This is a genomic window from Neobacillus bataviensis (assembly GCF_019969725.1).
This window is the reverse complement of the sequence record NZ_JAHXYW010000012.1, coordinates 132,714-147,826: the sequence shown is the minus strand read 5'-3', so window position 1 is coordinate 147,826 and position 15,113 is coordinate 132,714. Positions and strand designations below refer to the sequence as shown.

The 15,113-nt window shown below is 42.4% G+C and carries 14 protein-coding genes; all 14 read left to right on the top strand.

Annotated elements, in window-relative coordinates; all coding sequences use genetic code 11:
• Positions 1-65: 65 nt before the first annotated feature.
• The 14 genes from LC455_RS24405 to LC455_RS24340 all read left to right on the top strand — a co-directional run bounded on the left by LC455_RS24405 (position 66) and on the right by LC455_RS24340 (position 14,953).
• Complete coding sequence (locus LC455_RS24405) at positions 66-596, top strand: F0F1 ATP synthase subunit B (RefSeq protein ID WP_223594888.1); 531 nt, start codon at positions 66-68, stop codon at positions 594-596.
• Positions 593-1,129, top strand: a complete 537-nt coding sequence (locus LC455_RS24400; protein ID WP_223594886.1) for a F0F1 ATP synthase subunit delta — start codon at positions 593-595, stop codon at positions 1,127-1,129. Before LC455_RS24405 ends, LC455_RS24400 begins: the two co-directional genes overlap by 4 nt.
• Positions 1,130-1,252: 123 nt before the next feature.
• Complete coding sequence (atpA, locus tag LC455_RS24395; RefSeq protein WP_223594884.1) at positions 1,253-2,761, top strand: F0F1 ATP synthase subunit alpha; 1,509 nt, start codon at positions 1,253-1,255, stop codon at positions 2,759-2,761.
• 89 nt (positions 2,762-2,850) lie between these two features.
• Positions 2,851-3,708, top strand: a complete 858-nt coding sequence (atpG, locus tag LC455_RS24390; protein WP_223594882.1) for an ATP synthase F1 subunit gamma — start codon at positions 2,851-2,853, stop codon at positions 3,706-3,708.
• A 243-nt stretch (positions 3,709-3,951) separates the two neighbouring features.
• Positions 3,952-5,373 carry a F0F1 ATP synthase subunit beta gene (gene atpD / locus LC455_RS24385; RefSeq protein WP_223594881.1) on the top strand — a complete coding sequence of 474 codons (1,422 nt, stop codon included), beginning with the start codon at positions 3,952-3,954 and terminating at the stop codon, positions 5,371-5,373.
• Between the two features lie 21 nt (positions 5,374-5,394).
• Entirely contained in the window at positions 5,395-5,799 is a 405-nt protein-coding gene (locus LC455_RS24380; protein WP_223594879.1) for a F0F1 ATP synthase subunit epsilon, read from the top strand.
• A gap of 193 nt (positions 5,800-5,992) precedes the next feature.
• The gene (locus LC455_RS24375; RefSeq protein ID WP_223594878.1) at positions 5,993-7,621 is read left to right on the top strand and encodes an NTP transferase domain-containing protein; all 1,629 of its coding nucleotides are present in this window, start codon (positions 5,993-5,995) and stop codon (positions 7,619-7,621) included.
• Complete coding sequence (locus LC455_RS24370) at positions 7,605-8,570, top strand: DMT family transporter (protein ID WP_223594877.1); 966 nt, start codon at positions 7,605-7,607, stop codon at positions 8,568-8,570. Before LC455_RS24375 ends, LC455_RS24370 begins: the two co-directional genes overlap by 17 nt.
• Before the next feature lie 39 nt (positions 8,571-8,609).
• The gene (locus LC455_RS24365) at positions 8,610-9,386 is read left to right on the top strand and encodes an SDR family NAD(P)-dependent oxidoreductase (RefSeq protein ID WP_223594876.1); all 777 of its coding nucleotides are present in this window, start codon (positions 8,610-8,612) and stop codon (positions 9,384-9,386) included.
• Between the two features lie 388 nt (positions 9,387-9,774).
• The gene (locus tag LC455_RS24360; protein WP_223594875.1) at positions 9,775-11,058 is read left to right on the top strand and encodes an ABC transporter substrate-binding protein; all 1,284 of its coding nucleotides are present in this window, start codon (positions 9,775-9,777) and stop codon (positions 11,056-11,058) included.
• Between the two features lie 93 nt (positions 11,059-11,151).
• Positions 11,152-12,027: a carbohydrate ABC transporter permease gene (locus LC455_RS24355; RefSeq protein ID WP_223594874.1), complete on the top strand. Its 876-nt coding sequence runs from the start codon at positions 11,152-11,154 to the stop codon at positions 12,025-12,027.
• Positions 12,028-12,029: 2 nt separating this feature from the next.
• Complete coding sequence (locus LC455_RS24350; RefSeq protein WP_440446422.1) at positions 12,030-12,950, top strand: carbohydrate ABC transporter permease; 921 nt, start codon at positions 12,030-12,032, stop codon at positions 12,948-12,950.
• Between the two features lie 83 nt (positions 12,951-13,033).
• A complete protein-coding gene (locus LC455_RS24345; protein ID WP_223594873.1) occupies positions 13,034-14,047 on the top strand; it encodes an SIS domain-containing protein in 1,014 nt (337 codons plus the stop codon).
• Between the two features lie 69 nt (positions 14,048-14,116).
• Positions 14,117-14,953 carry a PfkB family carbohydrate kinase gene (locus tag LC455_RS24340; RefSeq protein ID WP_223594871.1) on the top strand — a complete coding sequence of 279 codons (837 nt, stop codon included), beginning with the start codon at positions 14,117-14,119 and terminating at the stop codon, positions 14,951-14,953.
• The last annotated feature ends 160 nt before the right edge of the window (positions 14,954-15,113 follow it).

The following is a 15,113-nucleotide window of genomic DNA, read 5'->3' as shown; positions in this document are numbered from 1 at the left end:
GTCTGTTATTTTAAAATGGTTGTTTTACTATCGCTTTAGCGACTCTTGAAAGGAGTGAACCCGGGGTGTTAACGAACAGTCTAGTATTGGGGGCTGCAGCGGAAGCTGGCCACCATGTAAATTACGGAGATATACTTTTCCAGCTTATTTTATTCATCGTTTTGTTAGCATTGCTTAAAAAGTTTGCTTGGGGTCCTTTAATGGGCATTATGAAGCAGCGTGAAGAGCATATTGTTAGCGAAATCTCTGCGGCTGAATCAAGCCGTGCGGAAGCGAAAAAGCTTTTAGAAGAGCAAAGAAGTCTTTTAAAAGAAGCGCGTGCAGAAGCACAAGTCTTAATGGAAAATGCGCGCAAGCAAGGCGACCTTCAACGTGAAGAAATCGTTGTTGCGGCCCGCTCTGAGGCAGAACGCATTAAAGAAGCTGCCAAGCTTGAAATTGACCAGCAAAAAGAGAAAGCTGTTGCCGCTATCCGCGAGCAGGTTGCTTCACTATCTGTTTTAATTGCTTCTAAAGTAATTGAAAAAGAATTGACGGCACAAGATCAAGACCAGCTGATTAACGAATATCTTAAAGAGGCAGGAGAAGAGCGATGAGCAACTCTATGGTAGCAAAACGCTACGCGTCAGCTCTTTTTCAAATTTCAAAAGAACAGCAGATTCTAAGTAACGTAGAAGAAGAACTTCGCGTAGTACGGGAAGTCTTGGATTACAATGCTGATTTGAAGGCTGTTTTAAAATCTTCAAAGCTTACAAATGAAAACAAAAAGGAAATCATCCGTAATGCGTTTTCAACTGTAAATGCTTATGTTTTAAATACGTTGATGATTTTAATCGACCGCCATCGCGAAGATGAAATCGTTGAAGTGGTAAACCAATTTATCGAGCTTGCAAATGAGGAAATGGGCATTGCGGAAGCAAAAGTCTACAGCATTCGTCCGTTGACAGATGCTGAAAGAGAAGCTGTTTCCACAACATTTGCTGCTAAAATTGGCAAGAAGTCATTAAGAATTGAAAATATCGTGGATTCCGAATTGCTCGGCGGCATCAAGCTCCGCATCGGAAATCGTATATATGACGGCAGCTTGCGCGGCAAGTTGAACCGTTTAGAACGTAAATTGTTAAGCTAAGACGAAAAGCGGAGGCGACCGTTTAGCGAAGTACACTAGTCGCTGGGAGCCGGAGCTGGACAATTATCAAAGTCGCATGTTGCGAAAAGTATATGCAAAGTATCGTAGATAGGGGTGAAACTCATGAGCATCAAAGCTGAAGAAATCAGTGCCCTGATAAAGAAGCAGATTGAAAACTATCAGGCAGAAATTCAAGTTACTGATGTCGGTACAGTTATCTCCGTAGGTGACGGTATCGCTCGTGTTCATGGCCTCGACAATGTCATGGCTGGAGAACTTGTTGAATTTGCAAACGGCGTTATGGGTATGGCACAAAACCTTGAAGAAAATAACGTCGGTATCATTATCCTTGGACCTTTCACTGAAATCCGTGAGGGTGACGAGGTTCGCCGTACAGGACGCATCATGGAGGTTCCGGTTGGTGAGGAACTTATTGGACGCGTTGTAAACTCTCTAGGACAACCAATTGATGGTATGGGTCCAATCAACACAACTAAAACTCGCCCAATTGAAGTAGTTGCTTCAGGCGTTATGGCTCGTAAATCCGTTCATGAGCCATTACAAACGGGTATTAAAGCGATTGACGCGCTTGTGCCAATCGGCCGCGGTCAGCGTGAGTTAATTATCGGAGACCGTCAAACAGGTAAAACATCTGTTGCGATCGACACAATCTTGAACCAAAAAAGCGAAAACATGATTTGTATCTATGTTGCCATCGGTCAAAAAGAATCAACTGTACGTAACGCGGTTGAAACTCTTCGTAAGAATGGTGCATTAGATTACACAATCGTTGTTTCAGCTTCTGCATCACAGCCAGCTCCAATGCTATTCTTAGCTCCATATGCGGGTGTATCAATGGCAGAAGAGTTCATGTACAACGGCAAGCACGTTTTAATCGTATATGATGATTTATCTAAGCAAGCGGCTGCATACCGTGAGCTTTCCCTATTACTTCGCCGTCCTCCAGGTCGTGAAGCATATCCAGGGGATGTTTTCTACTTGCACTCCCGCTTATTAGAGCGTGCAGCGAAATTGAACGACACACTTGGTGCCGGTTCAATCACAGCATTACCGTTCATCGAAACACAAGCAGGTGACGTTTCTGCTTATATCCCAACAAACGTTATCTCCATCACAGATGGACAAATCTTCTTGCAGTCTGACCTATTCTTCTCTGGCGTACGTCCAGCGATCAATGCCGGTCTTTCTGTATCCCGTGTAGGTGGATCCGCACAAATCAAGGCGATGAAAAAGGTTGCAGGTACACTGCGTCTTGACCTTGCATCATACCGTGAACTTGAAGCATTTGCTCAGTTCGGTTCTGACCTTGATAAAGCAACACAAGCAAAGCTTGCTCGTGGTGCCCGTACGGTTGAAGTATTAAAACAAGATCTTAACAAGCCGCTTTCTGTTGAAAAGCAAGTAGCGATTCTATATGCATTAACACGCGGATTCTTAGATGATATTCCTTTAGTAGATATTCGTCGCTTTGAATCTGAATTCTTAAACTGGTTAGACCACAACCGCAAAGAGGTGTTAGACCATATTACAAAGACGAAGGATCTTCCTTCTGATGACGATATGGCTTCTGCAATCAACGACTTCAAAAAGACGTTTGCAGTTTCCGAATAAGTATAGGGTCTGACATAAGTTTCGGCACCAGCACCTTGCTCAAGAGGTGCTGATGCTAAACATTCTTTGAATGAGGGTGGTGAGAACCTATGGCATCATTACGTGATATAAAAAATAGTATTAATTCTACGAAAAAGATGAGTCAGATCACCAAAGCGATGGAGATGACGTCAGCTGCGAAATGGAACCGCGGCGTTATGAATGCAAAGTCATTCGTACCGTACATGGAAAAAATCCAGGAAGTAACGGCGGCAATCGCTTCGGGGGCACAAGGTGTGGCTCACCCAATGCTTGAAGCCCGTGAAGTAAAGAAAACGGGTTATGTTGTTATGACATCCGACCGTGGTCTTGCTGGAGCGTTTAACAGCAACGTCATCCGTCGTGTCTATCAAACCATTCAAGAACGTCATAAATCGAATGATGAGTTTGCGATTATTGCAGTCGGACGTGTGGCACGTGACTTTTTCTTGAAGCGCGGCATCAAAGTAGCTCTTGAGATTACGGGGGTTTCCGATCAGCCGAACTTCAACGACATTAAAGAAATTGCTTCCAGTACGGTTGGCATGTTCGCGGACGGCACATTCGATGAACTATATATTTACTACAGCCATTATATCAGTGCGATTTCTCAAGAAGTAACGGAGAAGAAGCTGCTTCCGCTATCGGATATCACTTCTTCAAAAGAGCTTGCTTCTTATGAATTTGAACCGTCTCCAGAAGAAATTCTTGAAGTTCTCCTGCCGCAATATGCAGAAAGCTTAATTTACGGTGCTCTTTTAGACAGTAAAGCAAGTGAGCATGCTGCCCGGATGACGGCGATGAAGAACGCAACCGATAATGCAAAAGAAATGATCAAGAACTACTCGCTTATTTACAACCGTGCCCGTCAGGCAGCGATCACGCAGGAAATTGCGGAAATCGTCGGCGGTGCGGCGGCATTAGAATAGAAATGCGGAAGCGCCTTGAACAGGGGCGACAGGCATAAGACGAGCCGGCGTGAAGGTTGCTTTTTAACATTCTCGACGGATTGGCTTATGACCCCGAGCCCCTAGGCGCTGTAGCTGGACAGTAATCGAAGTCATATAGTGGGTTGGCGTGAGGCCAGCCTTGCAGTTTAAATAAATTTTTCGTGAGGTGATTGCCAGAATCCCTCACGGATTTGTTCAAAGAGTAAGATAGGAGGGAAAACGATGAACATTGGACGCGTTGTTCAGATTATGGGTCCGGTTGTTGACGTTAAATTTGAAAACGGCAAACTACCTGAGATCTATAACGCTTTAAGAATTAATTCCAAAGCGCGTAATGAGTCAGAAGTTGATATCAACTTAACCCTTGAAGTAGCCCTTCATTTAGGTGATGATACAGTTCGTACGATTGCGATGGCTTCTACTGACGGTTTAACTCGCGGTTTGGAAGTACAAGATACTGGTGCACCGATTTCGGTACCGGTTGGGGATCCAACTCTTGGCCGTGTATTTAACGTATTAGGTGATGTTATTGACTTGAAGGAAGAGATTCCGGCAAGTGAGCGCCGTGATTCCATTCACCGCGAAGCACCAACATTCGAAAATCTTTCTACTGAAGTAGAAATCCTTGAAACTGGTATTAAGGTAGTAGACTTGCTTGCTCCATATATTAAGGGTGGTAAGATCGGTCTATTCGGTGGTGCCGGTGTAGGTAAAACCGTATTAATCCAGGAATTAATCAACAACATCGCTCAAGAGCACGGCGGTATTTCCGTATTCGCCGGTGTTGGTGAGCGTACTCGTGAAGGTAACGACCTTTACCACGAAATGACGGATTCAGGCGTTATCAAGAAAACAGCGATGGTATTCGGACAAATGAACGAGCCGCCAGGAGCACGTATGCGTGTTGCTTTGACTGGTTTGACAATGGCTGAATATTTCCGTGATGAGCAAGGACAGGACGTTCTTTTCTTCATGGATAACATCTTCCGTTTCACGCAAGCAGGTTCTGAGGTATCTGCCTTACTTGGCCGTATGCCATCTGCGGTAGGTTACCAGCCGACTCTTGCTACTGAAATGGGTAAATTACAAGAGCGTATCACATCTACTAACGTAGGTTCTGTTACATCGATTCAAGCGATCTACGTACCAGCCGATGACTATACGGATCCGGCTCCGGCTACGACTTTCGCTCACTTGGATGCAACAACAAACCTTGAGCGTAAGCTTTCTGAGATGGGTATTTACCCTGCGGTGGATCCTCTTGCTTCGACTTCTCGTGCATTGTCACCTGAAATCGTTGGCGAAGAGCACTACAATGTATCTCGTAAAGTACAGCAAACATTACAACGTTACCGTGAATTACAGGATATTATCGCAATCCTTGGTATGGATGAACTTTCTGATGATGATAAGTTAGTCGTAGTTCGTGCACGACGTCTGCAGTTCTTCTTATCACAAAACTTCCACGTTGCTGAACAGTTCACTGGCCAGCCTGGATCTTATGTGCCTGTTAAGGAAACGGTTAAAGGATTCAAAGAAATCCTTGATGGTAAGTACGACCACCTTCCAGAAGATGCGTTCCGCTTAGTCGGCCGTATTGAAGAAGTGGTTGAGGCCGCAAAACGCATGGGTGTAGAAGTCTAAAGTGCGCCAGGAGGGTAAAAAATGAAGACGATTAAAGTCAATGTTGTTACTCCCGATGGCCCGGTGTATGACTCAGAAGTGGAAATGGTGATTGCAAAGGGTATTGCTGGTGAATTAGGTATTTTGCCAGACCACATTCCTTTGGTTGCTCCTCTTGAGATTAGCGCGGTTCGTCTGTTGAAGGATGGGAAAGAAGATTTGGTTGCGGTTAGCGGTGGATTTTTAGAAGTCCGTCCTGACCAAGTGACGATTTTAGCCCAATCTGCTGAAAAAGGTTCAGAAATTGATGTTGCACGTGCGCTAAAAGCGAAAGAACGTGCTGAGCAGCGTCTTCAAGAACAGCGCCAGGATCATATTGATTTCAAACGTGCTGAGCTTGCCCTGCAACGCGCCGTCAATCGCCTCGCCGTATCGGATAAGAAATAATTTGAATATAATGGAACCCCTCCAGTTTTTGGAGGGGTTTTTTGCATTTATTGGATTTTTTGGTGGACAAGCCTCACCAAATGTCGACATTTTTCGAAAAAATTTAATTTACAAAAGCCCAGTTTTACTGCTAAGATAATAATGGGTTCAAAAATTGAATTAATTCATAATGTGAACATTTGGGAGGCGCCACATGGAAAATCAATTTAAAGTCCGTGAAGCGGTTATTTTAGCGGCAGGAAAAAGTGTGGATTTTGAAGAGCCGGTTAGCCTGCTTGAACTGGATAATAGTAATTTATTAACTAGACACCTAAATCTATTAAAGCAAAAAGGAATCGAAAAAATTGTCATCGTAACAGGCTATAAGAAGGAAGCCTTTGATTTCTTAAAGGATGTAGAAGGAGTTTATTTAGCCGAAAACAACAAGTACAAGTGGACGGGTTCGATGGCATCGCTTGCCTGTGCAGCAGAATACATAACAGGCGATTTCCTGTTGGTAGAGCATGATATCTACACAGAGGAAGAGACTTTTGATCAATTACTCGAAAATAGCCAAAGGTCCTGCATTTTGCTTACAAATGAAAGCGGATCCGGAGCCGAGGCTTTTGTTGAGTTAAAGAACGGCTATTTATATAAAATTTCGAAGGATATCGCGCAATTTAATAAGGTTGATGGCGAAATGGTCGGCATCAGTAAGCTTTCCTTTGAAGTTTTTTCTAAAATGACAGAGGAATATAAAGAGAATAAAAACCCTTATTTAAACTATGAATACTTACTGTTGGATGTTGCAAGAGAGTATAATGTCGGCTTTGTTAAAATGAATGACTTAATCTGGACGGATATCGATACCACTGAAGATTATATTAATGCCAGAAATGTTGTGCTGCCAAAATTAAAACGCAGGGAAGCTCAATTTAAAAAAGAGCAAATTCATGAGCTGGTCACAAAAGCGTTAAATGTAAGCGAAGCTGAGATTGAGAGCATTGTTCCTTTTGGCGGAATGACAAATAAAAACTTCAAGATTACCTTAACGAATCAAAAGGACTATGTATTGCGGATTCCAGGTGTTGGAACGGAAGCCATGATTAATAGATTTGCAGAAAAAATCAATTCTAATCTTGTCAGTGAAATCGGGCTCGATTCGCCATTAATTTATTTTAATGCCGAAACGGGTGTGAAGATTTCGGAGATTATTCCAAATGCCGAAACGTTAAACGGGAAAATGTGTAAGCGAGAAGACATCATGGAGCTGACGACGGACCGACTTCGCACGCTGCATCAGTCAAACATCCCTATGGAAAATACGTGGGATGTATTTAAGGAAATGGATAAATATGAACAATTAGTCATCGAAGCGGAAGGCCAATTTTATGAAGGATATGAGGAAGTACGCAATCAGGTGAAGGAAATCGAGAAGATTTATAAAGCGATGAATATTCAGTTTGTTCCATGCCATGTTGACCCTGTTGCCGAAAACATGGTGAAAAGCGGCGAAAGACTTTATCTAATTGACTGGGAATACAGCGGCTTGAGTGATCCAATGTGGGACATCGCGGCACATTCGATGGAAAGTGTGTTTTCTCCGGAAGACGAGGAATTGTTCTTATCCCATTACTTTAAGGGAGAAGAAGTTAAGGAAGAGATCAAAACAAGAATCTTAATGAACAAGATCTTCCAGGATTTCTTATGGAGCACCTGGACGGTCATAAAGGAAGCAGCAGGTGATGATTTCGGTTCATACGGAATTCATCGTTTCGACCGTGCTAAAGAAAATATTAAGAAGGTTCTAGGGGAGGGAAAAGTGCTTGAATACAAAAACTAAAGGAACTATAGCTGCCGTCATTTCGGCAATGACCTGGGCGTTAGATACGGTTTTTATTGGAGTGATCCTAGCACATACTTTATTTGTGTCAACGGACCAAATTATCTTTTTAGCACCGCTGATCAGTACCTATTTCCATGATGCCTTTTCAGCCGTTTGGGTAATGATTTATATGGCATTTAAAGGCGAACTAAAGAACTCGTTCGCGAAAATGAAGACACGCAGCGGCCGATATGTCATGCTGGCAGCGTTAATGGGCGGGCCGGTCGGTATGACCTGTTACGTTTTAGCAGTAAAGTATATTGGGGCTTCGTATACGGCTTCGATTTCGGCCGTCTATCCGGCTGTTGGCGCCTTGTTTGCCTTCTTATGGTTAAAAGATAAACTATCCGTCCGAAACTGGATTGGGCTGTTTGTGAGTATCCTCTTTATCTTTATTTTAGGGTATTCAAGCGGGGAGCTTGGTCCTAACGCAACCTTAGGGTTCATCTTTGCTTTAGGTTCGGTATTCGGCTGGGGGATGGAATGTGTCATCTGCGCTTATGGGATGAAGGATGATGTGACACCAGAACACGCGTTACAGATTCGACAAGTTACTTCTGCCTTGGTATTCGGATTGATCATTATTCCAATCTTTGGCGGATATGCCGTAGTAGGTGACATTATCATGTCTAAAGAAATGATCTATATTGCATTAGTCGGATTATGTGGCGCCGTTTCTTACTTAGGCTACTACAAAGCGATTAACGAAATCGGGCCGACTAGAGCGATGGCCATCAATATTACTTATGTGTCTTGGACAATTTTCTTCGGGTTTATCTTCTTTGGAAGTCCGGTTACAGCAAAACTGCTCATTTGCAGTGTCATGATTATTGTAGGTTCGATTATTACAGTCGCAAATCCAGACGAACTTAACTTCAAAAAATTCTTCAAAAAGGCAGCAGCTTAATTTGCTGCCTTTTTGGCTGATGAAGAGAGGGGATACATAATGGGGAAATTAGATGGAAAAGTAGCGATAATTACAGGCGGCGCTGGCGGAATCGGAATTGAAACGGCCGGGTTATTTTTAAAAGAAGGGGCGAAGGTTGTTTTAGTCGGGCAAACCGAGGAAAAACTGCTCAAGGCCAAGGCAGAGCTCGAGATTTTCGGTGAGGTTCTTGTCGTACAGGCGGATGTTTCTGAAGAAGAGGACACGATGAAATATGTCAGAACGACCATGGACCATTTTGGGAAAATTGATATTTTCTTTAACAATGCCGGAATTGAAGGGCCGATTTGCAAGCTCGTGGATGTAGCGGTTGAGGATTTTGATAAGGTGATGAATGTCAATGTACGGGGTGTGTTTTTAGGCTTAAAGCATGTATTGCCGATCATGATGGAACAACGAAGTGGCAGCATCATTAATACGGCGTCAGATGCCAGCTGGATGGGGTATACGGACTTAGGGCCATATGTAGCGGCCAAGCATGCTGTCGTCGGGCTGACAAAAACAGCGGCCAATGAGGCGGCACATGCCAATGTAAGGGTCAATTCGATTCACCCGACAAGTGTGAATACAAGAATGATGAGGTCGATTGAAGAGGCCATGAACCCGGGTGAGTCAGAAAAGGCAAGGGAAATGTTTGCTGGACTGATTCCATTCGGCCGTTACGCGGAGCCGATTGATGTTGCGAACCTGGTATTATTCCTTGCTTCCGATGATAGTTCTTTTATTAGCGGCAGCCAGCATCGGATTGATGGCGGAATGTCGGCGAATTCAAATTAATAGTATTCCTAATGAAGCCAGTCATTTGACTGGCTTTTTCTTATTCTATAGCAGTTTTGTGAAAATGGAAATAAAGAACTGTAATCGTAATAATATTTTAACTATTATAATTATTGATTTTGTGGTATTTTATCTTATAAATAAACTATCGTAGTATACCTATGTAGTTTTATCCATAGAAAGGAAGTTGTATAAAAAATAATTTGAAAATTCCCCTTATTTCGATATTGACTTCAAACGTTATAGTATGTAATATAATCTTATAATACAATTGGACATGAGATATAACGTGTTCCATAGAGAGGGAGGCTAAAGAGCTGCAATACTGAACTTATTCAAAGATGAAAGCGTTTTAGATGAGTTGTATAAGGAATAAATAATTGGGGGTATGTATGTGAAACGTTGGTTTACTCTAGCAGTTGGTATTTTCATGGTAATGTCATTAATACTAGCAGGATGTTCGTCAAGCAGCTCTACCTCATCCAAATCGGAAAATGGAAAGAAAACGATCACATTTTTCTACCGATGGCCAAATGAGCCGTACAAAACATATTTTAATAGTGTGATTAAAGAGTTTGAAAAACAGCATCCAGACGTTCATGTTGAACAGGTAACAGCGTTAAACGATGATTACAAACAAAAGGCAAACGTACTTCTTGGAAGCAAGAATCCACCGGATGTTTTCTTTACTTGGGCTGGTGAATATGGTCAAAAGTTTATTCGTGATGGTGTAGCTTTAGACCTTACAAAATACTACCAAGATGACAAAGCCTGGTCAGACAATTTAATCGCATCACAGGTGAAATTCTTCCAAAAGGATGATAAAACCTATGGTGTTCCACTATTTACCGACAGTAAACTATTCTTCTACAACAAAGATCTATTTGATAAATTAGGTTTGAAAGCACCAACTACATGGGATGAGTTTATCACTGTACTTAAAACCATTAAAAAGAGCGGACAAACTCCAATCATCTTAGGAAATAAATCACCATGGGCAGCTGCTCACTATGTAACAGCATTGAATCAAAGAATTGTACCACAGGATGTGTTAGCAAAAGATTTAAGCTTTAAGGGAGCAGAGTTCACGGATCCTAGTTATGTTGAGGCATTAAAGAAGCTCGATGAATTACGTCCATTCTTTAATGAAAATCCAAATGCGACTGCACATGATGAAGCAAGAAACTTATTCCTTGGCGGAAAAGCCGCGATCATGTTCCTAGAAACACAGGAAATTACGTATATGAAAAACGCTGCGTTTAAGTGGGATTCCTTTAAAGTACCGACCATCGATGGTGCTAAAGGAGACCAGGGAGGCTTAATAGGGGCTCCAGAAGGATTTATGGTTCACAGCAAATCCCAACACCCTAAAGAAGCAGTCGAGTTCTTAAAATTCTTAACTTCTAAGGCAAACGGGGAGAAATTAGCTAAGGATACCGGTATGCCAAGTACAGTTGAAGGAGCGGTTAATGCCAATACCGCAACGGAAGCTGATGTAAAAGCGATGGATATGATTAAAGAACAGCCAAACATGCTGATCTGGACAGACAGCGCATTAGATACTCGAATTTTCAAGCCTTATGGAGATGGCGTTCAAGCTATGATTGGCGGCACGATGAAGCCTGAACAAATCATGAAGGCCGTCCAGGATGCAGCGAAGCAAGTAAAGTAATAAAGAATAATGAATTCTAGAAGGTGTCGGTTAATAGGAAACTAGCTTCCTATTAAACCGACATTTTCATAGATGTTGATGGGAGGGGTATAGATGCGTAGAACGAGAATAGTCCCGCTTATTTATATGGCACCCGCCTTATTGATGCTGGCCCTATTTGTATACTATCCTTTGGTTCGAAATATCATTAATGGCTTTTATGAATGGAACCCATTCACATTAGATAGAAGCTTTGTTTCACTAGATAACTATACACGCTTGTTTAAAGATCCCGTCTTCTTCACGGTACTGAAGAACAATCTCCTATACGCCATTATCTCCGTTATCCTCCAGGTTGGGCTTGGATTAGTGATTGCAGCGATATTAGAAGATAAGATTTTCAGGAGATTTTCCACCTTCTTCCGGACAACCTTTTTTATCCCGGTTCTCATTTCAATGACGGTTATTGGGATCCTCTTTAGCTTTATCTATAATCCAGATGTCGGCTTGCTAAATAGCTTTCTAAGATTGGTAGGTTTGGGTGAATGGACGGAAGGCTGGCTAGGAAATCCAAAAACATCTATTTTTGCTGTCATTGCTGTTTCCCAATGGCAAAGTATCGGTTATACCGTTATGTTGTATGTGCTGGCGGTTCAAAAAGTCCCTGGGGAATTATACGAAGCAGCGACGATCGATGGAGCGGGTAAAATCCGGACATTCTTTAGCATTACGGTTCCACAGGTAAAAGAAATGACGTTTGTTCTATTAATCTATACAGTGACAGGCTCCTTCTTGGTGTTCAGTGAAGTATATGTATTAACAGCTGGTGGTCCTAGTAACTCGTCACAAGTATTTAGTACATATCTATACCAGAAGGCCTTTATCGACAATGAACCTGGGTTTGCTTCAGCGATTGCCAACGTGATTTTGGGTATCACACTCATTTTCTACTTTATCCAAAATAAGTTCTTAAAAACAGGGGAGGAGTAAAGATGAAGCCGATGGAAGCACATGAAGATTCACAAATGGTTAGTCCCGGCGGAAAGATCTTAAAGTTTCCGAATAAAAACTTTAAGGCTTCCAAAAGAAAGCCAGGCTTATCAATAACAGTCGGACTAATCTTTCTTTTCCTTACTCTGTACTTTATTGCCATTGCCTATCCTTTATTTTGGATGATTGTCAATTCTTTTAAAAACACGGCTGAGATTTTTAACGACAGCTGGGGACTTCCGAAAGAATGGCTCTTTTCAAACTATACGACCGCCTGGGAACAAGGGGTTTCAAGTTACTTCGTTAATAGCTTGATTATCACGGGAGGCACGTGTATTCTGACGGTTTTAATCAGTGCAGCCTGTGCCTTTGGTTTGACTCGCTATCAACTTAAAGGCGGCAAGTTCCTTCTGCTTTTCGTTTCAGCCGGCCTGATGTTTTCACCACAGAGCAGTTTAATCCCTCTTTATGAATTAGTTCAAAAAATGGGGATTTTTGATACACATTGGGCTCTGATATTAACCTTTACGGCTTATCGGATTCCATTAACGGTTCTCTTAATCCGGTCCTTCTTCTTGTCGATTCCGAAAGAGCTGGAAGAATCCGCGTTTCTGGATGGGGCGACAAGCTTGGATGTATTCGCAAGAATCTACATGCCAATGAGCAAACCGATTATGTTCACGGGTATCATTTTAACCGCTTATTATGCGTGGAACGAGTTCTTATTTTCTATCATCTTCATACAAACAGAGGAATTAAAGCCGATAACTTCTGGTCTATTAGTCTTTAAAGATGCGCTTAATACTAACTGGGGAGTATTAATGGCAGGACTAGTGATTTCAGCACTGCCGCTTATTGTGATTTTTATTTTCATGCAGAAATACTTTGTCCGCGGTTTGGCTGAAGGAAGCGTCAAGGGATAAAAGGGGGAATCCTCCCCCTGCTTCTCGAATAAATGTATAACGTATTATAATGTATTACATATAAATCAAAGGGAGTGAAAGTAATGTTGAATTTTAACAGGGAAAAATATCTTACAGTAACTGGCGGCGCTGTGGGCCTTAGAGAGGAAATTGAGAAGGTTGCTGACCAGGTTTATGAAAAAGGATTTAAAAATATTTTCTTAATTGGATCAGGCGGGGCGGTAGCCACTTTTTATCCGTTTGAATATATGATCAACTCGACATCAACGATTCCTGCCTATGCGGAAATTGCAGCGGAATTTGTGCTGCAAAATCATAAACAGTTTACTTCAGATTCACTTGTGATTCTTTCGTCACTATCTGGAACGACAGAAGAGACGGTCGCTGCAGCAAAATACTGTAAAGAAAGGGGAGCGACAACGATTGGCTTGACAGGCGAATACAATAAGCCGCTTGCTGATACAGTTGATTTTCCTCTTGTGAATTTTGCAGAAAATGATTTTGCCAGCGATTCCAATCAGTTAGTGCTCTATTTGTTGATTTTTAAACTAATGAATAAAAATGGCGATTTCCCTAACTATGAGGCATTTGCAGCCCAATTAGAGGTACTTCCTGAAAAATTAATCGAAGTAAAAGAACAGTTCGAAGCTAGGGCAGAAGCATTTGCGGTTGCCTATAAAGATGAGCCTTATCATATGGTGGTGGGTTCCGGGTCAACTTGGGGACGCGCTTACTCCTATGCGATGTGTGTGTTGGAGGAAATGCAGTGGATCAAAACAAAATCGATTCACGCAGCAGAATTCTTCCATGGCACATTGGAGTTAGTCGATGAAAACACAAGCATGATTCTCCTAACGGGTGAAGATGAAACGCGCCCGCTGATGGAACGTGTGGAGCGCTTTTCAGAAAAGTATACGAAGAAAGTAACAATCCTTGATACGAAGGATTACGAGTTAGAAGGGATCAGCGAAGAGTTTAGAAAATATTTGTCACCAATCGTTACATCTACTCAGCTTCAAAGACTCAGCGTCCATTTAGAAGATAAACGTAATCACTCGTTAGAAATTAGAAGATATTATCGTACGGTAACTTATTAAAATAATTTGCGGGAAGATACAATGTTTCGTTGTATCTTTCTGCTATTCAACGAATGGGAGGATTCAATTATGAAGTTAATTGCTGTTGGGGATAACGTAGTAGATTACTATGAAGACCGCGGGGAGATGTTCCCGGGCGGAAATGCCGTCAATGTAGCGGTATTTTGGAAACGATATGGCGCCGAGTTCGTTTCCTATATTGGAATTGTCGGGAATGATGAAGAGGGCGATCATATCGTCAGTTCGTTAAAGCAGGAAAATATCGATGTTTCCCAGGTTCGTAAAGTGTTTGGACCATCGGGTGAGGCTGTTGTCACTTTAGACGAGCAAGGAGATCGGAAGTTTGTAGGCTCGAATAAGGGCGGGGTTCAAAAGCTTGTAAAACTGAATTTTGCAGAAGCGGAATTGGAGTTTATTAATACTTTCTCATTGCTGCACACAAGTGTATATAGCTATATCGAAAAGGAACTGCCTTTATTGAAAACATACATCGATATTTCCTTTGATTTTTCAACAAGGTACGATGATGAGTATTTGGAGCTGGTTTGTCCCCATGTCAAATTTGCAATCTTCTCTGGAGGCGATTTAACGAAGCAAGAGTGTGAAGCGCTGATCGCGAAAGTTCATGCAGCAGGAACACCAAATGTGATCGTAACCAGAGGTTCAGAGGGATCGGTATTTTCGGATTCCCGTCAGGTTTATGAACATGGAATTGCCGATGCCGATGTCGTTGATACATTAGGAGCAGGCGATACGTTTGTGGCTGTGTTCTTAAAGGAGTACGTCCAGCATGGTGATGCAAAGGCTGCGATGCAAAGGGGTGCTGCGGCTGCGGCTGAAACGTGCGGACGCTTTGGCGCATTTGGCCATGGCAAGAAGCGGGAGAAAAGGATTGTCATTGGGTAATCTATGTATTTGATGGTGGCCGGTCCTATGGGGCTGGTCTTTTTTTGCTCCGTTGCGTTCCTACGTGCCTGGGAAAGGTCTGGAGCAGAGGAAATGGTCACGTAGAAAGGCTCTACGTGCCCGAAAAAGGTCTGGAGCAGAGGAAATGGTCACGTAGAAA